The sequence below is a fragment of the Streptomyces lavendofoliae genome, from assembly GCF_014649735.1.
Taxonomy (GTDB): domain Bacteria; phylum Actinomycetota; class Actinomycetes; order Streptomycetales; family Streptomycetaceae; genus Streptomyces; species Streptomyces lavendofoliae.
Genome location: NZ_BMTP01000010.1, coordinates 89002 through 112390, shown reverse-complemented (window position 1 = coordinate 112390; position 23389 = coordinate 89002). Strand labels below are relative to the sequence as shown.

23 protein-coding genes are annotated in these 23389 nt (G+C 75.0%); 13 read left to right on the top strand and 10 right to left on the bottom strand.

Translation table 11 applies throughout. The annotated features are described in order from the left end of the window. Positions 1 to 44: 44 nt before the first annotated feature. Complete coding sequence (locus IE109_RS19795) at positions 45 to 1268, bottom strand: MFS transporter (RefSeq protein WP_189552262.1); 1224 nt, start codon at positions 1266 to 1268, stop codon at positions 45 to 47. Positions 1269 to 1739: 471 nt separating this feature from the next. Here IE109_RS19795 and IE109_RS19790 point away from each other — a divergent pair, with 471 nt between their 5' ends. After that, positions 1740 to 2102: a transglycosylase family protein gene (locus tag IE109_RS19790; protein WP_189552261.1), complete on the top strand. Its 363-nt coding sequence runs from the start codon at positions 1740 to 1742 to the stop codon at positions 2100 to 2102. A gap of 132 nt (positions 2103 to 2234) precedes the next feature. Here IE109_RS19790 and IE109_RS19785 read toward each other — a convergent pair whose 3' ends face one another. The 4 genes from IE109_RS19785 to IE109_RS19770 form a co-directional block, all read right to left on the bottom strand. Beyond that, entirely contained in the window at positions 2235 to 3146 is a 912-nt protein-coding gene (locus IE109_RS19785) for a phosphatase domain-containing protein (RefSeq protein ID WP_229891273.1), read from the bottom strand. 3 nt (positions 3147 to 3149) lie between these two features. Continuing rightward, positions 3150 to 4358 carry an RNA ligase gene (locus tag IE109_RS19780; protein ID WP_189552260.1) on the bottom strand — a complete coding sequence of 403 codons (1209 nt, stop codon included), beginning with the start codon at positions 4356 to 4358 and terminating at the stop codon, positions 3150 to 3152. Between the two features lie 72 nt (positions 4359 to 4430). Next, positions 4431 to 5702: a glycoside hydrolase family 16 protein gene (locus IE109_RS19775; protein WP_189552259.1), complete on the bottom strand. Its 1272-nt coding sequence runs from the start codon at positions 5700 to 5702 to the stop codon at positions 4431 to 4433. Positions 5703 to 5912: 210 nt separating this feature from the next. Further along, positions 5913 to 6713, bottom strand: coding sequence for a LysR family substrate-binding domain-containing protein (locus IE109_RS19770; protein ID WP_189552258.1), 801 nt, complete (start codon positions 6711 to 6713; stop codon positions 5913 to 5915). Positions 6714 to 6770: 57 nt separating this feature from the next. Here IE109_RS19770 and IE109_RS19765 point away from each other — a divergent pair, with 57 nt between their 5' ends. Continuing rightward, entirely contained in the window at positions 6771 to 7175 is a 405-nt protein-coding gene (locus IE109_RS19765; protein WP_189552257.1) for a DUF5997 family protein, read from the top strand. A 317-nt stretch (positions 7176 to 7492) separates the two neighbouring features. Here the strand turns inward: IE109_RS19765 and IE109_RS19760 are convergent, their stop codons facing one another. After that, complete coding sequence (locus IE109_RS19760; RefSeq protein ID WP_189552256.1) at positions 7493 to 8365, bottom strand: UbiA family prenyltransferase; 873 nt, start codon at positions 8363 to 8365, stop codon at positions 7493 to 7495. Between the two features lie 104 nt (positions 8366 to 8469). Here IE109_RS19760 and IE109_RS19755 point away from each other — a divergent pair, with 104 nt between their 5' ends. From IE109_RS19755 to IE109_RS19740, 4 genes are all read left to right on the top strand, one after another. Further along, entirely contained in the window at positions 8470 to 9555 is a 1086-nt protein-coding gene (locus tag IE109_RS19755) for a type III polyketide synthase (RefSeq protein ID WP_189552255.1), read from the top strand. A 15-nt stretch (positions 9556 to 9570) separates the two neighbouring features. Next, on the top strand, positions 9571 to 10128 hold the full coding sequence (locus tag IE109_RS19750) for an isoprenylcysteine carboxyl methyltransferase family protein (protein WP_189552254.1): 558 nt from the start codon (positions 9571 to 9573) through the stop codon (positions 10126 to 10128). After that, a complete protein-coding gene (locus tag IE109_RS19745) occupies positions 10125 to 11147 on the top strand; it encodes an NAD(P)/FAD-dependent oxidoreductase (RefSeq protein WP_189552253.1) in 1023 nt (340 codons plus the stop codon). The genes IE109_RS19750 and IE109_RS19745 overlap by 4 nt, the downstream gene beginning before the upstream one ends. Positions 11148 to 11257: 110 nt before the next feature. Beyond that, positions 11258 to 12121 (top strand): oxygenase MpaB family protein, encoded by an 864-nt coding sequence (locus tag IE109_RS19740; protein WP_189552252.1) that lies wholly within the window; start codon positions 11258 to 11260, stop codon positions 12119 to 12121. Here IE109_RS19740 and IE109_RS19735 read toward each other — a convergent pair. Next, entirely contained in the window at positions 12118 to 12552 is a 435-nt protein-coding gene (locus IE109_RS19735) for a DoxX family membrane protein (RefSeq protein WP_189552251.1), read from the bottom strand. The two genes, IE109_RS19740 and IE109_RS19735, sit on opposite strands and share 4 nt — an antisense overlap. A 159-nt stretch (positions 12553 to 12711) precedes the next feature. On the opposite strand from IE109_RS19735, the gene pgm reads away from it, so the two are divergent. From pgm to IE109_RS19710, 5 genes are all read left to right on the top strand, one after another. Then, positions 12712 to 14352, top strand: coding sequence for a phosphoglucomutase (alpha-D-glucose-1,6-bisphosphate-dependent) (gene pgm, locus IE109_RS19730; protein ID WP_189552250.1), 1641 nt, complete (start codon positions 12712 to 12714; stop codon positions 14350 to 14352). Between the two features lie 346 nt (positions 14353 to 14698). Beyond that, entirely contained in the window at positions 14699 to 17044 is a 2346-nt protein-coding gene (locus IE109_RS19725; protein ID WP_189552249.1) for a sensor histidine kinase, read from the top strand. Continuing rightward, positions 17041 to 17445 (top strand): roadblock/LC7 domain-containing protein, encoded by a 405-nt coding sequence (locus tag IE109_RS19720; RefSeq protein WP_189552248.1) that lies wholly within the window; start codon positions 17041 to 17043, stop codon positions 17443 to 17445. Before IE109_RS19725 ends, IE109_RS19720 begins: the two co-directional genes overlap by 4 nt. Then, on the top strand, positions 17403 to 17810 hold the full coding sequence (locus tag IE109_RS19715) for a DUF742 domain-containing protein (RefSeq protein ID WP_308431375.1): 408 nt from the start codon (positions 17403 to 17405) through the stop codon (positions 17808 to 17810). The genes IE109_RS19720 and IE109_RS19715 overlap by 43 nt, the downstream gene beginning before the upstream one ends. Then, complete coding sequence (locus tag IE109_RS19710) at positions 17797 to 18387, top strand: GTP-binding protein (RefSeq protein WP_189552246.1); 591 nt, start codon at positions 17797 to 17799, stop codon at positions 18385 to 18387. Before IE109_RS19715 ends, IE109_RS19710 begins: the two co-directional genes overlap by 14 nt. Before the next feature lie 31 nt (positions 18388 to 18418). Here IE109_RS19710 and lysA read toward each other — a convergent pair whose 3' ends face one another. Continuing rightward, positions 18419 to 19762 (bottom strand): diaminopimelate decarboxylase, encoded by a 1344-nt coding sequence (gene lysA, locus IE109_RS19705; protein ID WP_189552245.1) that lies wholly within the window; start codon positions 19760 to 19762, stop codon positions 18419 to 18421. Positions 19763 to 19773: 11 nt separating this feature from the next. Next, positions 19774 to 20331 (bottom strand): SAV_915 family protein, encoded by a 558-nt coding sequence (locus IE109_RS34050; protein WP_229891269.1) that lies wholly within the window; start codon positions 20329 to 20331, stop codon positions 19774 to 19776. 248 nt (positions 20332 to 20579) lie between these two features. Between IE109_RS34050 and IE109_RS19695 the strand changes: the two genes are divergently transcribed. Together IE109_RS19695 and IE109_RS19690 are read left to right on the top strand one after the other, a co-directional pair. Beyond that, entirely contained in the window at positions 20580 to 21380 is an 801-nt protein-coding gene (locus tag IE109_RS19695; protein WP_189552244.1) for an AAC(3) family N-acetyltransferase, read from the top strand. 353 nt (positions 21381 to 21733) lie between these two features. Continuing rightward, on the top strand, positions 21734 to 22939 hold the full coding sequence (locus IE109_RS19690) for a phosphodiester glycosidase family protein (protein ID WP_189552393.1): 1206 nt from the start codon (positions 21734 to 21736) through the stop codon (positions 22937 to 22939). Positions 22940 to 23018: 79 nt separating this feature from the next. Here the strand turns inward: IE109_RS19690 and IE109_RS19685 are convergent, their stop codons facing one another. After that, positions 23019 to 23213, bottom strand: a complete 195-nt coding sequence (locus IE109_RS19685; RefSeq protein ID WP_064067989.1) for a hypothetical protein — start codon at positions 23211 to 23213, stop codon at positions 23019 to 23021. Between the last annotated feature and the right edge of the window lie 176 nt (positions 23214 to 23389).

Here is a 23389-nt window from a genome sequence, read left to right as displayed (position 1 = left end):
CGACCCATCGGCTCGGATACTGAAAAATCATCCTATCCGAGGCGTCAGCGACCGCGCGTCGTCGCGGCATGCCGTACGAGGTGGAGTGCGGTGGCCGCGACGAGGAGGGTCACGCAGGTCGTGAACGTCAGCCCTGCCCGCTCCAGGCCCAGCCACATCGTCAGCGCGCCGACGCCGACGACCGGCAGCGAGATGCCCGTGTAGGCGACGACGAAGAACGAGGAGACGGTGGCCGCCCGGTGCGCGGGGGGCGCCGCGTCGCCGACGGCGGTCAGCGCGGCACGGAAGGCGAGGCCCTGGCCGAGCCCGCCGCAGACGGCACCGGCCACCATCAGCGCCAGGGACTCGGCCCACAGCGACGCGCCGACGAGGAGGAGGCCCCCCACCAGCACCAGGCAGCCGAGGGGCAGGGCGGACCGTACCGGCACCCGGCCCGTCAGCGCCTGGCCCACGGTGGAGGAGAGGAACACCGAGAAGACCACGAGCCCGGAGACCGCCAGGTTGCCGATGCCGAGGGTGTGGGAGACGAAGCTCGGGGCCACGGCGGTGAACAGGCCCAGAAGGGAGAACCCGGCGAACGCGGCGAGGGAGGAGGGCGTGAAGACGTCGCGGACCTCGGCGGGCACGTACAGGCCCCGCGGTCTCGGCCGGGCCCCGGGGCGCGCACCGGGAACCGTCTCGGGCAGCAGCAGGACGATCACGCAGGCCACGGCCAGGAGCCCGAGGTGGGTCAGGAACGGCAGGGCCAGCGGCATCGGGGCGTACTCGGCGAGCAGCCCCGACAGCAGGGGGCCGCAGCCCAGGCCGCCCATGTTCGCGGCCGTGGCGGCGAGGCCGGCCCGGGACCGGCGTCCGGGTGGTGCCAGCTCCAGCACGGTGACCGTGCCCGCCCCGCTCAGCAGCCCGGCGGAGAAACCCGAGAGCACCCGGCCGGTGAAGAGGGCGGGCAGGCCGCCTTCGAGGAGGAAGCACACCGCGCTCGCCGCGGCGAACCCCAGCGCGCACAGCAGGACCGGCCGGCGGCCCGCCACGTCGGAGTGGTTGCCGGCCAGCAGCAGGGTGAGGATCACCCCCACGGCGTAGGAGGCGAACACCACCGTCACCATCAGCTCGGAGAAACCCAGCTCCTGGCGGTACAGGCCGTACAGCGGGGTGGGCAGCGTCGTACCGGCCATGCCGACGGCGAAGACCGCGGCCGCCGCCGGGTAGCCCGGCCGCCTCGCGCGGCGGGGGCGGCCGCCCGGGCGCCGGGGGGATGTGCGCGTCATGACGATCACACTAGGGAGGAGAAGCGATCATCCGCGCGAAGGCGTACGGACGAACGGCCGCACCGGCCCCGGAGGGCGGCCAGCGGGAGAGCACGTGGGAGAGCACAGGGCCGGGAGCCGCCCACGCCAGGCCCTCGCCCGGCCGGACCTGCCGGCCCCGGTCCTGGCACGGGCGGACGACCCCGGTCACCCGCTGTCGACCGCGCGGACGTCGGGCCCGTCTGCTGCGCGCGGACCTCCGGGTGGCCCGAACCCGTACCGGCGTCCACGACTGGGACGTACGCGCCGCGGACTTCCGGAGTCTCCCGGACCGGTGACCTCCCGTCAGGGCACGCCCGGGCCGCCGTCGTTCCGGGGCGTGGACCCGATGGGCGCAACACCGCGTGCCGGATGAGGCGCCCGCCCCTACGGTCGTAGGCACCCGGCCGGCTCCTTGCCAGGGGTGGGCACGACCGATCCAAGAGGGAACTGATGCGACGTCATACCAGCAGGACCGGCATCGGCCGCGTCTCCGGCGGGCTCACCGTGGCGGCGCTGTGCGCCTCGGTCGCCCTCACGCTCGTCGTCCCCGCCGCACAGGCCGCCGCGCCACGCCCGGGCGGCCGGGTGGACTGGGACGCCATCGCGAGGTGCGAGTCCAACGGCGACTGGAACGCCAACACCGGCAACGGCCATTACGGCGGCCTCCAGTTCCGGCAGTCCAGCTGGGTGGCCGCCGGCGGTCTGCGGTACGCGCCCCGGGCGGACCTCGCCACCAAGGCCCAGCAGATCGCCACGGCCCGCAGGCTCGCGGCGATGCAGGGCATGGGCGCCTGGGCGTGCGCCCGGCGCTGAGCCCCCGCGCCCGCCCCGCCTCCGGCGCCCCCCGGCCCACACCTTCGGCGCACCCGCCGGGCGCGCGGTCGCGGGGCGCCCCTCGGCACCCTCTGTCCGCACTCGCCCCGTCGGCGCCCCCTCTCGGGCCGCTCAGAAGTCGCCGTAGGCGACCTGCCACGTCGGCAGGCCCATCCGGCGCCAGACGGCGACCACGCGGTCGCGGTCGTCGAGGGAGACCCGTACCGCGAAACGGTGGCGGACGTGCCGGTCGAACAGCTCGGCCTTCACGACGTCGTCGCGCCGCTGGTCCCCCGCGGCCCGCATCCACAGTTCGTCGTACGGCACCTCATGGCGCCGGAGCCACTCCTCCGTCTTCGCGCGGTGCTCCTCGCCCCGCCCGGAGAGCAGCACCACGATGTCGTCGTCGGCGCGCCGGAAGGACGCCAGGGCCTGCCGTACCGGGGCGTTGAGCAGGTCCTCGTCGCACCGGGTGAAGTCGTACGGCCCCCGGTCGCCCCGCAGCGCGAGGGTGCCGTCGATGTCGCACAGGACCGCCGAGGGCAACGACGGGTCGGCGACGTAGGGCTCCACGGGCACCTGGTCGTTGAACCAGTCCGCGGTGAGCCGCCAGCCGCCCCGCCTGGCTCTCGCGTGCTTGTCGGCGAGCAGCAGGATGATCCCCTCCCCCACGGGCCGCTCGCGCGCGCCGTCGCGCCGCACGCACTCCTCCACCGGTACGCCGGTGAAGTCGTGCACCACGAACGTGGCCCGCCCCCCGACGGCGGCCTTCAGCCGCTTGGGTATGTGCGGGGTCAGATGGGTGTTGTCGACCACCACGTCGAACCCGCCGTCGACGGCCGCGCGGACCGCGGCGTCCTGGACGGCGAGCACGGTCTGCTCGTGGGCGTGCGAGTTCCGCTCCCCCGTGGGGAGGTCCATCATGGCGCGCAGGTCGTCGAGGTTGACCCGGCGCATCCGGCCCCCGGACTCCGCCTGGAGGCGGCGCGCCTCGGTCGTCTTCCCCGACGCGGGCAGGCCCGTCATCACATGCACTTCGGGCACCGGTCAGTTCTCCTCGTCGTTCTTGAAGGGGTCGGACGCCCGCGGGCGCACCGAACGGTACGTCGCGAGCTCCGTCGGCCGCCCGTCCAGGCGCAGGAACATGGCGGGCCGGAGGGCCGGGTCGGGCAGCTCCCGCACGGCGCGCGCGAAGGCGGCGCGGTCGCCGGCGAGCGGGGCGAGGGTCCGGTACGCGTCCTCGATGGCGCGCTCCCGTTCCGCCACGTCCTTCTCGATCCGCGCGATCACCTCGCGCACCCAGGTGTCGAACTCGTCCGGCACCTGCTCCAGCAGTGCGTCCAGCGGACGGCCGCCCGTCGCGTTGAGGTCCGCCGCCGAGCAGCCCAGGGCCTGGACGAGCTGCTTGGCGGGCAGGTGCGAGAAGCGCTGGACGCCGTGGCCGCGCCAGACGTCCCGCTCGGTGACCCCGGTGAGCACCTTGTGGAGGCGGACGTACTCCGACAGCTTGACCTTCGCCCGCACCCCGGACGCGAAGCGCAGGACGAAGCCCTCCGCGTCCGTCCCGGTGGCGACCCGGCCGCCGGGCAGCGCGCCGGCGCGGGTGAGGGCCAGCAGCTCGGCGAGCGGCAGGGGCGGGTGGGCCGTGACCACGGACCCCACCGGCCGCCACGCGGGCGCGGCGCCGGCCAGGGGTATCTCCGTGCCGTCAGCGGCGAACGCGGCGAGCAGCACGAGGTCCCTGCGGTCGCCGTAGTCGACCACGATGCGGTTCTCGGGGTACAGGATCTCCGCGAGGTAGGTCACGCCCGGGGTGAGGGCCGTGGTGTCGGCGCCGTCGAGCCTCCGCTGCGCCCAGGTGGCCTGGGTGCTGATGAAGGATCCCTTGGACGCGACGCGCCACCGGCCCGCGTAGTGGAAGACCACCGCGAGGCTGCCGTCGACCTTGTCGTACACCTCGAACGGTTCGTCCGGCAGCGCGGGCGCGTACGGCTGACCGGTCTGGTGCTCCTCGACGTTGAAGAACTTCGGCAGGGGCAGCGCGACGACCTCACCGGTGCTGTCGTCGGCGACCAGGCCCCGGCACCGCAGGGTGACGCGGTTCCAGACCCGCTCGTACTGGCACGCCCGGGTGTAGGTGTAGAGGGACAGCGGCAGTTCCGGGTGCGCCTTGCGGACGACGTGCCCCGTGTCGAGCGCTGCCGCCAGCTCGCGCGGCGGCAGCAGCTCGTGAAGAGTCAGGTGTGCCCCGCTCATGATTTCCTCCCGTTCGAGATGCCGCATTCTCGCTGGTGGGAGGGTGGGGGCGACAGTGATTTTCGCCGGTGGTCAGCGGGTGACGGTCCACTTCTGGGCGGCGGCGCCGGTGCAGGTCCAGATCTGCAGCCTCGTGCCGTTGGCGGAGCTGCCGCCGGTGGCGTCGAGGCACTTGTTCGCCCGCGGGTTCACGATGTCACGGGCGGCGGGAAGGGCCCACACCTGTGCGGCGGTCCCGTTGCAGTCCCAGAGCTGGACGCGGGTGCCGTCGGCCGTGCCGCCCGAGGCCACGTCCAGGCACTTGCCGAGCGCGCGGATGGTGCCGTCGGAACCCACGGTCCAGTTCTGCGCGGCGGTGCCGTTGCAGTCGTAGAGCTGTACGGGTGTGCCGTTGGCGGGGTTGGCGCCGGCCACGTCCACGCACATGCCGCCGATGCCGGTGATGGGGCCGGAGCCGGTCTGGCCGCCGCCGGTGCTCACGCGCACGTAGTCGACCAGAAGTTGCTGCGGGAAGACGGTGCCGCCGTCGGGGTCCCCGGGCCAGTAGCCGCCGACCGCGAGGTTGAGGATGAGGAAGAACGGCTTGTCGAAGACCCACTGGCGCCCGCCCAGGTCCGCGGGCGTGCGCCGCTGGTAGACGGTGCCGTCGACGGACCAGGTGATGAGGTTTGGGCTCCAGTCGACGGCGAAGGTGTGGTACGCGTCGGCGAACGCCTGGCCGCCGGGGAGGGTGTATCCGGCGCCGATGCCGCCGGAGCCGGAGTAGCCGGGTCCGTGCAGGGTGCCGTGGACGGTGGACGGTTCGAACCCGACGTTCTCCATGATGTCGATCTCGCCCGAGGCGGGCCAGCCGACCTGCCCGATGTCGTTGCCCAGCATCCAGAACGCGGGCCACATGCCCTGTCCGCGCGGCACCTTCATCCGGGCCTCGACACGGCCGTAGGTGGTGGTGAACCTGCCGGCCGTGTTCAGCCGGGCCGAGGTGTACTCGCACCGTCCGTACCAGCACTGGTAGTTGCCCGGGTTCTCCCTGCGGGCGGTGATCACCAGGTGCCCCTGGCCGTCCAGCGCGGCGTTGCGGTTGCCGGCCGTGTAGTACTGGCGCTCGTGGTTGTTGACGTTGTCACCCGTCTCGGTCTGCCACTTCGTGCCGTCGACGGCGGCGCCGGCGGGCCCGTCGAATTCGTCGGAGAACGTCACGGCGGCGGGCGCGGGCGCGACGGCGGCCGTGGTGGGCGCCGGAGCCGGGGCGGGCGCGGGGGCCAGTCCGGTGGAGAGCGCCGCGAGGGTGAGAAGGGGGGCGAGGGGCAGCAGCAGGCGCCGGAGGAGGCGTGGGGAGTCCATGACTCTCCCTTCCTGGGACTTGTTACGGGCTGTCATGTCGTGCGCATGACAGATGGGCCCAAATTCAGTCGGCCAAGGGTTAGTTCATTACGTGATTCAAGAAGTGAGCGAAGACCCTGTCAAGGGTTTGGTACGGACCACGGCACGGCGCGGGGAGCCCCGGCGCGCAGGGCCGGAGCCCGGCGGGGTGGTCCCGGGGCGGGCGGGGTCTCAGGGCCGGCGGCGGGGCTTGCCCCGCTTGCCGCCCTTGGGGGCGGCGGAGCCGCCTCGCGGGCTCTTGCCGGCCGGCTTGCCGGTCTGCTTGGCGTTCTGCTTGCCCGTCTGCTTGCCGCCGGAGGACTTCCGGCGCGCCGCGCCGCCGCTCTCGGCACGCCTGCCCGTGGCCCGGTCCGCCGGGGCCTGCGGACCGCGCGTGCTGTTGACGGTCCGCCCGCGGACGATGCCGATGAAGTGCTCCACCAGGTCCGTGGTCGCGTCCTCCGGCCACGACAGCGCCACGCGCGACTGCGGGACGTCCGTCACCGTGCGGTACGTGAGGTCCTTGCGGTGGTGCAGGCGCGCCAGCGACTGCGGCACGACCAGCAGCCCGATTCCCGCCGCCACCAGCTCCACGGCGTCCGCCGTCGTGGCGGGACGCTCCTTCGCGGGCAGCCCCGGTGGGCGCTCCCAGCCGAGGGTGTCGTCCAGCGGGTGCAGGACGACGTCGTCGGCCAGGTCCGCGGCGGACACCTCGTCCGCCGCCGCCACCAGATGGTCCTTGGGGACCACGACCACCGTCGCCTCGGTGTACAGGGGGATGGCGCTCAGGTCCGCGCGGTCGACGGGCAGCCGCACGAACCCCGCGTCGGCGTCACCGGCCCGCAGCAGGCCGGCCGCCTCGGCGGCGGGCACCTGCACGAGGGTCAGCGGGACGTCGGGCAGCCGTTCGTTCCAGATCCGCACCCACTTGGTCGGCGTCACACCCGGGACGTAGGCGAGCCGGAACGAAGGGGACGCGTCGGAGCCTGTCACGCCGCCAGGTTACCGGTCGTGGTCGGAGGTCGCGCACACGCTCGATACCCTTGAGACATGAAGTCGCACCAGACCACCCAGACGATGAAGCCCGCCACGGCGGCGAAGAAGCTGGGTGTGTACCTCGAGGCCACCCCCACCGAATTCCAGGAGGGTGTCGTCTCGCGCGCCGAGCTCACCGCGCTCCAGGCCGATCCGCCGGAGTGGCTGCGCGAGCTGCGCCGCACCGGCCCGCACCCGCGGCCCGTCGTCGCGGCCAAGCTCGGCGTCTCCATCTCCGGTCTCGCCCGGGGCGGAATCACCGAGCCCCTCACCACGGAGCAGATCGAGGCGCTGAAGGCGGAGAGCCCGGAATGGCTGGTGCGTGAGCGCACGGTCCAGGCCGAGGTCCGCAAGGAAGCGGTCCGGGTCAAGGAGAAGAACGCGGAGCGCGCCGAGCAGTCCGGCCCGCCGCGCGACTGACACCACGCGGCCGGCGCGGCCCTGGCACGGCGCGGTCGGCGCGCCGGGCCCCGCCCCGGGCCGTGCGGTGCCTCGGCGCCGCCCCGGCGGTACGTACGTCACGGCGGGGCCCCGATGCCGCCCGGCTGTGGAGCGAGCCGCCGACGACGGCTCGCCGTGCGCCGTCCCGGCACCGGCCCCGGCCGGGAGCCGCTCCCCCGGCAGGGCCGTACGCCGTCCGGCACGGGAACCGCCCGGGCACCCGCCACGGACCGCCACGCGCGGTGGCCCCCGGCGGCCCCTCCCGCCCCGCCCCGGACGGCGGGGAGTGACCGGCGTCAGAACATCGCGGTGCCGCGCCACACCAGCAACGCCACATCGACGGCGGCCACCACGATGGCCGCCGCGAACGGCACCCGGGGCCGCCGGCGGCCGATGAGGGCGCCCCCCACGGCCGTCCCCACCGTCGTCGCGACGGCCAGCGCGACCACCGCCGGTCCCACCGGGCCCGTCCCGCCCGGCCGCGGTCCGGCGAGGGCCAGGAGCAGGGAGGCGGCCACCAGCGGCACCGGCAGCAGCAGCCGTACCCGTGCGGGGCCGAGGCGCTGCGGCCACCCGCGCACCCCGGCGGCGAGGTCGTGGCCGATGTCCGGGAGGACGTTGCCCAGGTGCGCGCCCACGCCCACCAGCGCCCCGGCGGTGGTGACCCACCAGGCCGGCCACGGACTGCCCGGCAGGCTCAGCGTGACGAACGCGGGCAGGGCGGCGAACCCGAGCGCGTACGGCAGCCAGGACAGCACCGTCGCCTTCAGGCCCAGGTCGTACGCCCACGCGCCGGCCACCCCGGCCAGGTGGACGCCCCCCGCGAGGGGGCCGCACGCGAGGGACAGCGGGACGGCGAGCGCCAGCGCCACGACGGCCGCGCCCCCCACGGTCGCCGCGCCGACGGCTCCGGCGACCACCGGCTTGCCGTGCCGTCCGGCGGTCCGGTCCCGCGCGGCGTCCACGGCGTCGTTGCACCAGCCCACCGACAGCTGGCCCGCCAGCACGGCGGCGCCGACCAGGAGGCAGCCGCGCGCGTCGTGCCCGGCGGCCGCCGCCAGTACCGTCACCAGGACGGTCACGGCCGCGGCCGGGCCGGGGTGACAGGCCGTCAGGAGGCCGGCGGCGGCACCGCCGCGGACCGGGACGGGCTGTTCGGTGGCGTCCACGGGCCGAGCGTAGGCGGCTCAGGCGCCCAACGGGCGAACGTGCGGTACGGCGACACGGCACGAGGGCACACATGGGTGACCGATGTCCCCGTCCTGGAGCGCCGATGACCCGGATCGCAGCCGTGCGCGGAGTCCTGCCGCCGTACCGGCACACCCAGCGGGACCTCGCCGACATGGCGGCCCGGCACTGCCTGCCGGCCGGGGCCGGCCGGGGCGCCCTCGACCGGTTGCACGACGGCGCGGGGGTGCGGTCGCGCCACACGGCGCTCCCGCTGGACCGGTACGGGCAGCTGGACGGCTTCGGCGCGGCGAACGACGCGTTCGTCGCCGGCGCCGTGGAGCTGGGCGCCGATGCGGTGGGCGGCGCGCTGCGCGACGCGGGGCTGTCGCCGCGGGACGTGGACCTGCTGATCTTCACGTCGGTGACCGGCATCGCGGCACCGTCCGTGGACGCCCTGCTGGTGGGGCGGCTCGGACTGCGCCCCGACGTCCGGCGGCTGCCGGTCTTCGGCCTGGGGTGCGTGGCCGGTGCGGCCGGGCTGTCCCGGCTGCACGACTACCTGCTGGGCCGGCCGGACGACGTCGCCGTGCTGCTCTCGGTGGAGCTGTGCTCGCTGACGCTGCAACGGGAGGTGGCCTCACCGGCCCAGCTGGTCGCGACCGCGCTGTTCGGAGACGGCGCCGCGGCCGTGGTGGCGTGCGGCGCCCGGCGGCAGCCGGCCACGACGCCCGGCCGCGGCGTAGGCGGTGGGGGCGGTCCGATCGTGGTGGCCGGCCGCAGCCGGCTGTACCCGGACACCGAGCGGATGCTGGGCTGGGACGTCACGGACTCGGGGTTCCGCGTCGTGCTCGATCCCGCCGTGCCGGAGCTGGTGCGCAAGAACCTCGCCGCCGACGTCGACGGTTTCCTGGCCGAGCACGGCCTGGCCCGCGGGGACGTGACGGCGTGGGTGAGCCACGCCGGCGGCCCGAAGGTGCTGGACGCGGTCGCGGAGGCGCTCGACCTGCCGGACGGCGCCCTGGACACCAGCAGGCGCTCGCTCGCGGAGGTCGGCAACCTGTCGTCGGCCTCCGTGCTGCACGTCCTGCGCGACACCCTGGCCACGGCCCCGCCACCCCCGGGGACCCCCGGGGTGCTGCTCGCCATGGGCCCCGGCTTCTGCACCGAACTGGTCCTGCTGCGCTGGTAGAAACGGGAGAGTCACGTGGTCTGGTACACCCTGCTGGTGCTGGCCGTCGGCGTGGAGCGGCTCGCCGAGCTCGTCGTCGCCCGCCGCCACGCGCGCTGGAGTCTCGCCCATGGCGCGGTGGAGTCGGGGCGGGGGCACTACCCGGTCATGGTGGTGCTCCACACCGCCCTTCTCGCCGGGTGCCTGGCCGAGGTGTGGGCGCTGGACCGGCCGTTCCCACCCGTGCTCGGCTGGGCCATGCTGGCGGCGGCCGTCGCCGCACAGGGGCTGCGGTGGTGGTGCGTGCTGACGCTGGGGCCGCGCTGGAACACCCGCGTGCTGGTGGTGCCGGGGATGCCCCTGGTGTCGGGCGGGCCGTACCGGTGGCTGCGGCACCCCAACTACGTGGCGGTGGTGGCCGAGGGGGTGGCCCTGCCGCTGGTCCACGGCGCGTGGCTGACGGCCGCGTGCTTCACATTGGCGAACGCCGCGCTGCTCACGGTGCGGATCCGCTGCGAGGACGTGGCGCTGGGCGCGGTGAGCGGCGCCGCCGCCGCGTCGGCGCCGGTCGGCGTTCGGGGCGGCGCCCGGTGATCGACCTGCTGGTCGCCGGCGGTGGGCCGGCCGGCCTGGCCACGGCGATCCACGCCGCGCTGAACGGCATGGAGGCCGTGGTGGTCGAGCCGCGCCCGGGGCCGGTGGACAAGGCGTGCGGCGAGGGGGTGATGCCGGGCGGGGTGCGGTCCCTGGCCGGCCTCGGGGTCGCCCCGGCCGGTCACCCGCTCTGCGGCATCCGGTACGTGGACGGGCCGCACCGGGCCGAGGCCGGTTTCCGGGACGGCACCGGGCTGGGCGTGCGGCGGACCGTCCTGAGCGCGGCGCTGGCCCGGCGGGCGGCGGACCTCGGCGTACGGGTCGTGACCGGCAGGGTCGCCGGTGTGCGGCAGGGTGCGGACGGGGTGACCGCTGCGGGGCTGCGGGCCCGGTGGCTCGTCGCGGCGGACGGGCTGCACTCCCCCGTGCGCCGGACGCTCGGGCTGGAGCTGCCGGACCGGTCGCCCCGGCGGTTCGGGCTGCGGCGGCACTACCGGGTGGCGCCGTGGTCGGACTTCGTCGAGGTGCACTGGTCGGGGACGGGCAGCGGCGAGGCGTACGTGACGCCGGTCGCCGGCGACGTGGTCGGGGTGGCCTTCCTGACCACGGCGAGGCACCCGTACGACGTGCACCTGGGCCACTTCCCGGAGCTCGCGGCCCGCCTGGAGGGATGTGCGGTGACGAGCGCCGTACGGGGAGCCGGGCCGATGCGGCAGCGGGTCCGGGGCAGGGTGGCCGGCCGGGTGCTGCTCGTCGGCGACGCGGCCGGCTACGTGGACGCGCTGACCGGCGAGGGCGTGTCCCTGGCGCTGGCGTCGGCGGAGGCCGCGGTGCGGTGTCTGCGGGCGGGGCGGCCGGGGGCGTACGAGCGGGAGTGGCGGCGGCTGTCGCGGTGGCACCGGCTGCTCACCGGGGCGCTGGTGCGGGTGGGCTGCCGCCGGGACACGGCGCGGCTGGTGGTTCCGGCCGCCGCCCGGATGCCACCGGTGTTCGCCGCGGCCGTGCACGCCCTGCAGTGACCCGCCGGCCCCTCCCGCGACCCGCCGGTCCCTCCCGCCGGCCGGTGCGGGGTCCGCCAAGACCCGCCGGCCCCTCCCGCCGACCGGTGCGGTGGGCGGATACTGGCCGCATGGACACGCTGCGGGAGCGTCTGGGCCGGGCGCTCTTCACCCGTGTCGCGGGGCCCGCCGGCCCGGTCAACCGGGACCGGATCCACGGCACGCCGGGGCCGCGCTGGTTCGGCCCCGAGCGGCCGATCAGGACCGTCCACGGCGACGCGTCCATGTTCATCGGCGGGCTGCGGGCGCTGCTGCTGCAGTCGCTGCACCCACTGGCGATGGCGGCCGTGGCGGCGCACTCCGGCTTCCGGGGCGACCCGTGGGGGCGTCTCCAGCGGACCAGCACGTTCCTCGCCGTGACGACGTACGGCACCGCGGACGACGCGGGGCGGGCGGTGGAGCGGGTGCGGGCGGTGCACGAGCGGGTGCGCGGGACGACGGCCACCGGGGAGGCGTACCACGCCGCGGACCCGCACCTGCTGGGCTGGGTGCACGTGGCGGAGGTCGACAGCTTCCTGACCGCCCACCAGCGCTACGGCGCCCACCCGCTGGACGCCGCCGGCTGCGACGCGTACATCGCCGACACCGCGCGCGTGGCCGAGGCGCTCGGGGTCGTCGACCCGCCGCGCGACCTGGCCGCGCTGACCGGCCGGCTGGCCGCGTACCGCCCGGAGCTGCGGGCCACGCGGGAGGCGCGGGACGCGGCCCGGTTCATCCTGCTGCACCCGCCGCTGCCGTGGCTCGTCCGGCCCCCGTACGCGGTGCTGGCCGCCAACGCGCTCTCCACGCTGCCGCCGTGGGCGCGGGAGCTGCTGGGCGTGTCACGGCTCCCGGGCGTCGAGGAGACCCTCGTCCGGGCGTCCGGGCACGCGATGACCCGGACGATCCGGTGGGCGATGAGCCCTCCGCCACCGGCGGCCGGGGACCCGCGCTAGCCGGCGTTGCGCACGCGGTACGCCAGGGACGGCTTGCCGTGGGTGTCGGCGGCCGCGATCAGCAGGCCGCCCAGCAGGGAGAGGTTCCGGTAGAAGTGGGCCCGGCGCCGCGCCCGTTCCTCGGGGTCCTCCACCGTCCAGTAGGCGTGCCCGGCCAGGGTCGCCGGGGCGAGGCCGGCGGCGAGGGCGAGGGCGGAGAGCCGCGGAAGGCGGCCGGTGGCGAACAGCACGCCCGCCCCGATCTGCACGGCGCTGTGGAGGCGTACCAGCGTGGCGGCGTCGTCGGGCAGTGCCGGTACCCGTGCGGCGAGGGGCCGGACGACCGGTTCGGCCGCCGGGGCCACGGCTCCCGGGTCGCGCCAGGTGCGCAGCCCTCCGGTGACGAACGCGGATGCCAGCAGGGGACGCGCCAACTTTCGGAAAATCGCCATGCGATGCGGGTGCCCCGCACCCGGCTGGGCATGCCCCTCGGGAACGCCCCCGAGGGGACCTCCGGAGGGGCGGTCGTGTGAAACGCGATCGACGGGCGATCATCGCTCTTGTACTGATCGCACCGACGGGATTCCCGACCGACATGGAGGAGTGGACGGATGCCGAACGAGCGCGCGGGGCGGCCGGCGCGGCCGGAGGACCTCATCGATGTGGCCCGGCTGGTGACCGCGTACTACGCCCTGCACCCCGATCCGGCGGAACCGGCCCAGCGCGTCGCCTTCGGGACGTCCGGGCACCGCGGTTCCTCGCTCGACGGGGCCTTCAACGAGGACCACATCGCGGCGACGAGCCAGGCGATCTGCGAGTACCGGGCCGCGCAGGGCATCGACGGGCCGCTGTTCCTCGGCGCGGACACGCACGCGCTGTCGGAGCCGGCCCGGGTTACCGCCGTCGAGGTCTTCGCCGCCAACGGCGTGACGGTCCTCATCGACGCGGCCGACGGCTACACGCCCACCCCGGCGGTGTCGCACGCCATCCTGGCCCACAACCGGGGCCGCGCCTCCGGCCTTGCCGACGGCGTGGTGGTCACGCCCTCGCACAACCCGCCGGCCGACGGCGGGTTCAAGTACAACCCGCCGAACGGCGGGCCGGCCGGTTCGGAGGCGACCGGCTGGATCCAGGAGCGGGCCAACGAGATCATGACGGGCGGCCTGAAGGACGTCCGCCGGCTGACGTACGCCCGGGCGCTGGCGGCCGGGACCACGGGGCGGTACGACTTCCTCGGCTCGTACGTGGCCGACCTGCCCTCGGTGCTGGACCTGGACGCCGTGCGCTCGGCGGGGGTGCGGATCGGGGCGGACCCGCTGGGCGGCGCGTCGGTGGCGTACTGGGGCCGGATCGCGGAGGAGCACCGGCTCGACCTGACCGTGGTGAACCCGGAGACCGATCCCACGTGGCGGTTCATGACGCTGGACTGGGACGGGAAGATCCGGATGGACTGCTCGTCCCCGTACGCGATGGCGTCGCTGATCGAGGGGCGCGACCGGTTCCGGATCGCCACGGGCAACGACGCCGACGCCGACCGGCACGGCATCGTCACCCCGGACGGGGGCCTGATGAACCCCAACCACTACCTGGCCGCCGCCATCGACTACCTGTACCGCCACCGTGACCGGTGGCCGGCCGCCGCCGGTGTCGGCAAGACCCTGGTGTCGTCCGGCATGATCGACCGGGTGGCCGCCGGGCTGGGGCGGCGGCTTGTCGAAGTGCCCGTGGGGTTCAAGTGGTTCGTGGACGGGCTGGCCGACGGGTCCCTCGGCTTCGGCGGTGAGGAGTCGGCCGGCGCGTCGTTCCTCCGCCGGGACGGATCGGTGTGGACCACCGACAAGGACGGCATCATCCTGGCGCTGTTGGCGTCGGAGATGCTGGCCGTCACGGGCCGCACGCCCAGCGAGCACTACGCGTCGCTCACCGCGCGGTTCGGCGAGCCGTCGTACGCCCGGGTCGACGCGCCCGCGAGCCGTGAGGAGAAGGCCGTCCTCGCCCGCCTCTCCCCCTCCCAGGTGACGGCCGGCACCCTCGCCGGGGAGGCGATCACCGGTGTGCTCACCCAGGCCCCGGGGAACGGGGCGGCCATCGGCGGTATCAAGGTGACCACCGACAACGCCTGGTTCGCGGCGCGGCCCTCGGGCACCGAGGACGTGTACAAGGTGTACGCGGAATCGTTCCTGGGCCCGGAGCACCTGACGCGTGTGCAGGAGGAGGCCCGTTCGGTGGTGTCGGCGGCCCTGAGCGCCTGACTCCTTCGTCCTCCCGGGGCTCGTTTTCGGCCGGTGGCTTTCCGGAGCCACCGGCCGAAGCCGTACCGATCCCGCACACATGGCCGGATTGGCCCCGTCTGCCCACCTTGCCAACCTCAGGCCCGATACCGCCGGTTGATCCCTCGCACGACCTTTCGCCTGCGCCGCAGTCGGTGCAGATACCACGGAGTTCACCTGGAAGCAACCTCTCCGCCACCCGACTTGGCTGGTTATGATCGGCACCCGCACGCGTCACCCGCAGCCGGTCCGGCCGTCCCCACGCCCTGCCCCAGGGCGGTGCCGGTCCGGTCGCGCGTCCGTTCCCGCTCCCCGCTCCCGAGGGCCGATGTCTTCCATAGCACCCGAAGGTCCACCCGCTCCGCCGGCCCGCCGCCGGCGGCGCACCGTGCGCCTGCGCACCCTGCTCGTCCTGCTGGCCCTGGTCCCCACCGCGGCGATGGCCACCCAGGTCGCCGTCACCGCCGACCGGCTGCTGGCGCAGTCCGGGCACCTGCGCGCCGACGTGGCGGCGGGCGAGCGGACCGGCCCCCCGCTGCACAGGCTGGTGGCCGCCCTGCAGACCGAGCGGACGACGACCGCCGCGCGGTGGGCGGGCACCGCCCTGTCCGAGGAGGCGGTACGCGCCCGGCGCGCGGCCACGGACGACGCCGCGGACGCCTTCCGCCGGGCGACCGCCGCCGCGGGCGCGGGCACCGAGAAGTCGGAGCGCCGTCTCCTGGAGGTCATGAAGGGCCTCGACGACCTGGACGCCTACCGCGAGCGCGCGGACGCCCGCATCGGCAGCGCCGACAGCGTGATCGTCTTCTACGGTGATCTGATCAGCCAGATGATCCGCTACTTCCAGGACGGGTTCAGCCACACCGAGGACGCCGGGCTGACCCAGGAGAGCCGTGTCGTCGTCACCCTGTTCTCCGCCGCGGAGATGGTGGCCCAGGAGGACACGTACCTGGCGCTGGCGGGGCCGTCCAGGGAGCTGAGCACCCGCCGGTTCGCCGACTTCGTCAACGCGGTGGGGGCCCACCGCCATCTGTACGACCGGTGGATCGTGCCGTACCTGCCGACCGACGAGGTCGACCGCTTCACCGCGATCACCGGGTCGGAGGCGTGGCAGACCAAGACCCGGATCGAGAACCAGGTCCTGTCCGACCACAAGGACACCGACTCCGGTGTGCGACTGCCCCGCTCCATCACCGACTGGCCGGCCGCGCACCAGAAGTGGGCGGCCCAGCTGGACGCGCTCAACACCGACCGCACCCGGGCGCTGCTCGCACACGGCGACGCCCGGGCGTCGGAGCTGGAGGCGCAGGTCGCCCGGCTGATCGCGGTCAGCGGCGGAGCGCTGCTGATCGTCACGCTCGTCGTGGTGTTCACCACCCGCTCGGTGCTGCGCCGCCTGCGCGTGCTGCACGAACGCACGGTGGCCGTCGCCGAGGAGACGCTGCCCGGCGTGGTGGCCCGGCTCCAGCAGGGGCGGCCCGTCGACGACACGGCGCTGCCCGCGGTGCGCGGCGAGCGGGACGAGGTGGGCCGGGTCGGCGACGCGTTCGCCCGGGTCGTGGCGGTGTCCGTGGACGGGCACCGGCAGCTGGCGGCCGAGCGGCAGGGCTTCGGCATGTTCGCGGCCGGCATCGCCTCCCGTACCGGCAACCTGGTCAGCCGCCAGCTGGCCCTCACCGAGGAACTCCAGGACACGTTCGGGGGCGACGCGGCGCTGCTGGCCCAGCTGATGCGGTCCGACCAGCTGACGGTGGGCATGCGGCGGCAGATCGAGAACCTGCTCATCCTCGCGGGCGGCGAGATCCCCGACCCGCACACCGAGCCCATGCGCGTCGCCGACCTGCTGCGGGAGGCCGCGGCGGAGATCGAGGACTTCCGGCGGATCGACCGGCAGGCCCTGGACGAGATCAGTGTGGAACCTCGGGTGATCAGCCAGATCAGCCACCTCCTGGCGGAACTGCTGGACAACGCCACCCGGTTCTCCCCGCCCCGGTCGAAGGTGGTCATCCGGGCGGAGCTGGTGGCCGACGGCCTGTCGGTCGAGATCGAGGACCGCGGGCCGCGCGTGACGCCCGCCAGGTACGCGGAGATGAACGGGCGCCTGCACTCGGCTCCGCCGTACTCCGTCCTGGCCGAGAACGCGCACCGGCTGGGCCTCTTCGTGGTCGGCCACCTCGCCGACCAGCTGGGGGCCACCGTCACCCTGCGCCGCTCGGTGTACGGCGGTACGTCGGCCGTGGTGATCGTCCCACGCGACCTGCTCGTCCCGACGGAGCGGGAGCCCGAGGCCGCCCCGGCCCCGGCTCCGGCCCTTGTTCCCCCGCTCGCGGAGCCGGCCCCGCCCGCGCCGCGCCCCGCCACCGAGGACCGGCCCGGCACGGCCCCGCGCGCCGCGGACCCGCTGCCGGTCCGCCGGAATCCGGCCCGCCCGGCACCGGAGCCGCCCTCGGCGGGACGGCCCTCCCCGGACCGGCCGGACGGGGGCGCCCCGCGCCCGGCCCTCCCCGAGCGCGTGCCGCAGACCCATATGGCCGAGCAGCTCCGTGAACCGCGCGCGGCGGACACGGCGGTCGCCCCCGACGAGGCGACCCCCCAGGAGGTGGCCGACGCCTGGGACGACTACGAGCAGGGCACCCGGACAGTGGAAAACGAACTCCGACAGGATCAGCCATGACGACGACATCGAACGACATGATCTTCAGCGTTCTGGACAACAACCTGAGCCGGATCGCCGGCATCCAGGGAGCCGTCCTCCTGTCCAACGACGGGATCAAGCTGAGCGCCTACCTGCTGGACCGTCCGCAGGCGGAACGCATCGCCGCCGCCGCCTCCGGCATCGCGTCGACCATGAAGGCGATCTCCCGCGAGATCGACGGCGGCCGGGTGATCCGTCAGCTGGTCGAGATGGACGACCGCTACCTGTGCATCGTCGGCTGCGGCGAGGGCAGCACGCTGATCGTCGTGACGTCGCGCAAGGCACGCCTCGGGGAGCTGGGCGGCGAGGCCGTCCGTACCGCGCAGGCACTGGGCGAATGGCTGGGCACACCGGAACGCACGCAGACTGCCACGTCGTAATGTCCGACGCGCCGCAGCCCGGAAGCCGTCGCAGGACGCGGCTGTACGCCATGACCGATGGCCGTACGGCCGCGGCTCACACCGTCCTCACGATGGACACGACCATCACCGCGGCCGTCGCCGGTGACGCCCACGACGGCCTGCCGTCCGAGTGGCAGGCCGTCCTCTCGCTGTGCCCGGCGCCGGAGGGGCGGGCGGTCGCCGAGATCGCGGCGAGGATGGGGATGCGCCTCACCCCGATGACGCTCGTCCTCGGTGAACTCGCGGACCGCGGGCTGATCCACCACCGGCCGCCCCTGGAGGGGGCCGCGACCACCAATGTCCACCTGCTCATGAGAATCAGGGACAACCTTGCCCGGATATGACACCCCTGCCCAGGAAGCGGCCCCCGTCAAGATCCTGATCGCCGGAGGGTTCGGCGTGGGCAAGACGACCCTCGTGGAGGCCGTCTCGGAGATCGAACCCCTGCGTACGGAGGAGCGGTTGACGGCCGCCGGGGTCGGGGTCGACGACCTGGACGGGATCGAGTCCAAGACGGCCACCACCGTGGCGATGGACTTCGGCCGCATCACCCTCGACGACGCCGGGGTCGTCCTCTACCTGTTCGGCACACCGGGCCAGGAACGCTTCTGGTTCATGTGGGACGAGCTGCTGAACGGGGCGCTCGGGGCGGTCGTGCTGGCCGACACCCGCCGCCTGGACCGGAGTTTCGCGGCGGTCGACTTCTTCGAGAGCCGCGGACTGCCGTTCGTGGTCGGTGCCAACTGCTTCCACGGCGAACAGCCCTACACGGCGGGCGAGATCCGGGCGGCCCTGCACCTGCGCGACCCGCGGACACCCGTCCTGATGCTCGACGCCCGGGCCCGCGCCGACGTCCGGGAGGTGCTCCTCGCGCTCCTGGACACGGTCATCTCCAGGGCACGGACGGCGGCGCGCGTCTGAGCGGCGCGCGTCCGAGCCGGCCGCCCGGGGCTCAGAGTCCGACGTCCCTGCTGCGGAAGTCGGCCGGCGACTCGCGGCGGACGAGCAGCCTGGCACGGCCCTCGGCGACGGCGACGACCGGTGGGCGGCCCACGAGGTTGTAGCCGGACGCCATGGACAGGTGGTAGGCACCGGACACCGGGACGGCGAGCAGGTCGCCGGGGCGGACGTCCCCGGGCAGGTCGGTGTCCGCCGCCAGGACGTCGCCGGCCTCGCAGTGCCGCCCGACGACGGTGACCTTGCGGGGGGCGGCCTTCGTGAGCCGCCCGACGAGGCGGGGCGTGTAGCGCACGCCGTACAGGGCGGGCCTGGGGTTGTCGCTCATGCCGCCGTCCACCGCCACGAAGATCCGCTCGCCCATGTGCTTGACCGCCAGCACCCGGTAGAGCGCCACGCCGGCGGGGCCCACGATGGCGCGGCCCGGCTCGATCAGCAGACGGGGCACGGGGAGCCGGGCGGCGGCGCAGCCGTCCGCCAGTGCGGCGAGGACGGTGCGGGCCAGCCGGCCGACGTCCAGGGCCGGTTCGCCGGGGCGGTACGCGACGGCGTGACCGCCGCCGAGGTTTAGCTCGGGCAGCACGACGCCGTGCGCGTCACGGACGCGGGCCATCAGCCCGACCATACGGCGCACGGCCGTGGCGTACGGCTTGACCGAGGCGATCTGCGAGCCCAGGTGGCAGTGAAGTCCGGTCAGTTCGAGCTCCGGCCGGTCCAGGACGCGGGCGATGGCGTGCTGGGCCGAGCCGTCGCCGATCGCCAGGCCGAACTGCTGGTCCTCCGTGCCGGTGCGGATCTTGTCGTGGCCGCCGGCGCTGACGCCGGGGGCCACCCGGACCATCACCCTCTGGCGGCCGTCCGGTCCGAGGGCGGCGGCGAGCCGGGCGATCTCGGAGGGACTGTCGATGACGACGCGCCCGACGCCGAGCCGCAGGGCGGTGTCCAGCTCGTGCGGGGACTTGGCGTTGCCGTGCAGGACCATGTTCTCGGGCGGGAAGCCGGCGGTGACCGCGAGCCGGAGCTCGCCGGCGGAGCACACGTCGAGGCCGAGGCCCTCGTCGTCGGCCCAGTGCACCATGGCGCGGGACAGGAACGCCTTGGCCGCGTAGTACACCCCGGCGTCGGGGAACGCCCGCCGGTAGGCCCGGCAGCGCGCGCGTACCTCGTCCTCGTCCAGGAGGTAGACGGGGGTGTCGAACCGGTCGGCGATCCCGGTGAGCGGGACCCCGCCGACGGACAGGTCTCCGTCGGGCATGTGCCATGTCGAGGCGGGCCACAGCGGGAGATCGCTCCCGTCGGGCGTCGCCGTGGCCGCCGGGGGTGTGTCGAGGGTGGTCATGGGCGGTCCCTTCAACCGGTCGGCAGGGCCGGCGCGGGCGCCGGGCGGATGGGGCGGGGCGAGTGTGCCGGGGGCGCCTGCGGTACCTGGGCCGCCGGGTGCGCCGGATGGGCCGGGAGTACCGGCGGTGACTGGGGTGCTGGGGGCGCCGCAGGTGGCTGGGGTGTCCGGGGTGGCTGAGGTGTCCCGGACGCCGCGCGTGCCGGGGGTGACTGGGGTGCCGGGAGGACCCGGGTCGCGCGGGGCGCCGTCCCGTTGGCGGGTGGCGCGGAGGTGGCGGCCGGGGCGGTGAACCGGGGGTCCACGGTGACGGTGGCGATGCCCAGCGGCTCCGTGAGCGTCCGCAGGGCGGGGCCCGCGAGGCGGATCCAGGGCTGGTGCGGGCCCAGCGCGGCCGTGAGCCGCCGCCCGGAGGTGAAGCCGACGGCGGTACGGCCGCCGGGCGGGGTGCGGAACAGGCGTACGGCCCACCCTCGGGGTCCCGGCCGGACGGGGACGTACAACACCCCCGCCGGGCCGGACCGTGGAGGTGCCGGATCGTCGTCGTCGCCGCACGGGAGCATGGCCATGGCTTCCTCCTGGAGGGATCCTCGGAGCGAGCGGGGCCCCGGCGCGGGGAGGGCCGCCGGGGCGTGTCTCGACGGTATGCCCGGCCGCCCCCGCGGGTGACCCCTCGTTGACGCCGTGCTGACGGGGCGGCACCGGCCTTTGACGCCATCCTGACGGCGTACGGTTTGGCCGCTTATGAGGGCCGTCGGGGCGCGCCGAAGGCCCTACGATGGGCGCCCATGGCCATCGGCGGACGGAATGAGCGGCTGTGACCGGGACCGGGGTACATACGGAGCGTCAGCTCGGCACCCAGCTCGCCGCGCTGGGGGTGGAGCCGGGCGGCTTCCTGCTGGTGCACGCGTCGTTACGGGCGGTGGGGCCGGTGGCCGGCGGCGGGGCGACGGTGCTGCGCGCGGTGCGGGAGGCACTCGGGCCGGACGGCACGGTGGTGGTCCCGGCGTTCACGGCGCGCAACTCGGACACCTCGTCCGCCTACCGTGAGCGGGTGCGCCTGCTCGGTGAGGCCGGGCGGGCGGCCGTGCGGGCGGCGATGCCGCCGTACGACGCGGAGACGATGCCGTGCGACGCCGGTCTCGGCGTCCTGCCGGAGATCGTCCGCCGGAGTCCCGGCGCGATGCGCAGCGCCCACCCGCAGACGTCGTTCGCCGCCCTGGGACCGTACGCCGAGAAGGTGGTCTCCGGGCACCGCCCCGACTGTCACCTGGGCGAGGACTCGCCACTGGCGCGCCTGTACGACCTGCGGGCTCGGGTGCTGATGCTGGGTACGGGGTTCGGCACGTGCACCGCCTTCCACCTCGGCGAGTACCGGGTGGCCCGGCCGCCGCGCCGGACGTACCGCTGTGTGGTGCGGGACGGCGGGGTGCGCCGGTGGTGGCGGTACGAGGACGTCGCGCTCGACGACCGCGACTTCGCGGCACTGGGCGCCGAGCTGGAGCGGTCGGGGGGCGGCGCCGTGCGGAGCGGGGTGGTGGGGTCGGCGCGGTGCCGGCTGGTGGAGGTCGCCGACGCGGTGGACTTCGCACGGCGGTGGTTCGCGCGGAACCGGTGACGCGGCCGGGCGCGCGGCCCCGTCGCCCCGTGCGGTGTGGTTCCCGTGGGGGACGGTGACGAGACATCAGCGCCCGCGCGCGGCGCCGACCGGGGCGGCGGCCGGCCGGGTGCGGTTCCGGGTGCCGCGGGCGCCGTAGGCGCCGTGGAGCCGCACTCGGCCGATCGTGGACGTGGTGGTGGGGCGCGGGTGGCGGGTTCTCCCCGCAAGGCCCCGAATGGCGTACATTTCCTCATTCGTTCGCGACTGGGCGGTTCGTAGGCGGCCCCGGACGGGCAACTCTTCCGAGACCTGTGGGAGTTGCCCTATACCGTGGGGGGACCGTGACCGTGACGCGCGGCCGTGCGTTTCTGATGCTTCTTCTGGTGTCCCTGCTGGGCGCCTCCCTGGCGGGTGCTCCGTCCGCCGCCCCGGCGCCGGCGTGGCATCGGGTGGCGCCGGGGGTGGAGTACCGGTGGTTCGACATCACCTCCTCGCGCGGCACCGCCCGCGCTCACCTGCTGTCGGTGGATCTGGGCAACGCGCGCGTGTCGACGGGCCTGCTGTACCCGGGGGTGGTGGCGGCACGCTCGTCGTTGTCCGCGCTCGCCGACGGCGCGGGAGCGGTGGGCGGTGTCAACGGTGACTTCTTCCACATGTCGGAGACCCAGCACACCGGTGTCGAGGCGACCGGCGCCCCGGTGGGCCCGGCGGTGGCGGAAGGGCGGGCGCTGAAGGCCGCCGTGCCCACGGGACAGCGCTTCGGGCCCGCGCTGCCGCCCGGCACCAACACCCGCCAGGTGCTGGGCGTCGGTGAGGACGGCCGGGCGCGGATCGGTGAACTGGCGCTGGACGGGACGGTGTCGTCGCGGCAGGGGGAGCTGACGCTGGGCGGGCTGAACCAGTACGCGCTGCCGGTGGATTCGGTGGGGGTGTTCACCAAGGACTGGGGCGCCGCCTCCCGGGTGCGCGCCGTCTGCGGCACTGACACGCGGCGGGACGCGCCGTGCAGCGACGAGACGTACGAGGTGACGGTGCGCGGCGGGGAGGTGGTGTCGGTCGCGGAGAAGCCCGGCCGGGGCGCGATCGCCTCGGGCACGGAGGTGCTGGTCGGCCGGGAGGCGGGCGCGCGCGAGCTGCGGCGGATGGCGGTCGGCGACCGGGTCGACATCACGTACGCGCTGGTCGCGGCCGAGGGCGGGGCGGAGGGCGGCGCGTTCCGCTTCGCGGTGGGGGGTTATCCGGTGCTGCGCGGCGGGGAGCCGCTGAGCGGTATGGACCGGGTGACCCCGGCGGTGCGCACGGCGGCGGGTGTCCGGGACGCCGGGCAGCGGCTGCTGCTGCTCGCGCTGGACGGTTCGGCGGGGTTCCGTACCGGGCTGACGGTCGTCGAGGTGGCGGACGCGATGCGGGACCTGGGCGCGACGGACGCCGTCAACCTGGACGGCGGCGGATCGTCCACCCTGGTGGCCCGGAAGGCGGGGGCGACCAGGGTCAGCGTGCTCAACCACCCCAGCGGGGGCACCCAGCGGGCCGTACCGAACGGGATCGGGGTCTTCGTACGGCCCGAGGCGCCCTAGGGCCCGTCTTGCGCATCCGGCCGGGCTCGTGACGACGCCCGGCACCGTTCCTCGGTCCGGCCCGGCCGGCGGGACCCCCTCAGGGCTTGAGACCACTGACGACGTCGGCGGTGGCGGAGACACCGTTGTAGATGGTCGGCGCCAGGCTGGTGCTCGCGAGGAAGAACCCGAGCAGGCCGCACACCAGCGCGTGCGAGATCTTCAGGCCGCCGTTGCGCAGAAAGATCACCGCCAGGATCAGCAGAAGCAGCACCACGGAGATGGATACGGCCATGTGTCACCCTCCTCGGCCAGCGCCGCACCCGGTGTGCGGCATTCGGCGGCCAGTCTGGCGGAGTGGGGGCGCCGTCCGGACGTACGGCACGTCGGCCGAACGGGTACGACCTGCCGGTGGCCCGTTACCCGTCGTGGACGCGGAGGAAGTGGGCGGGCCCGGCCGGGTCGCCGGTG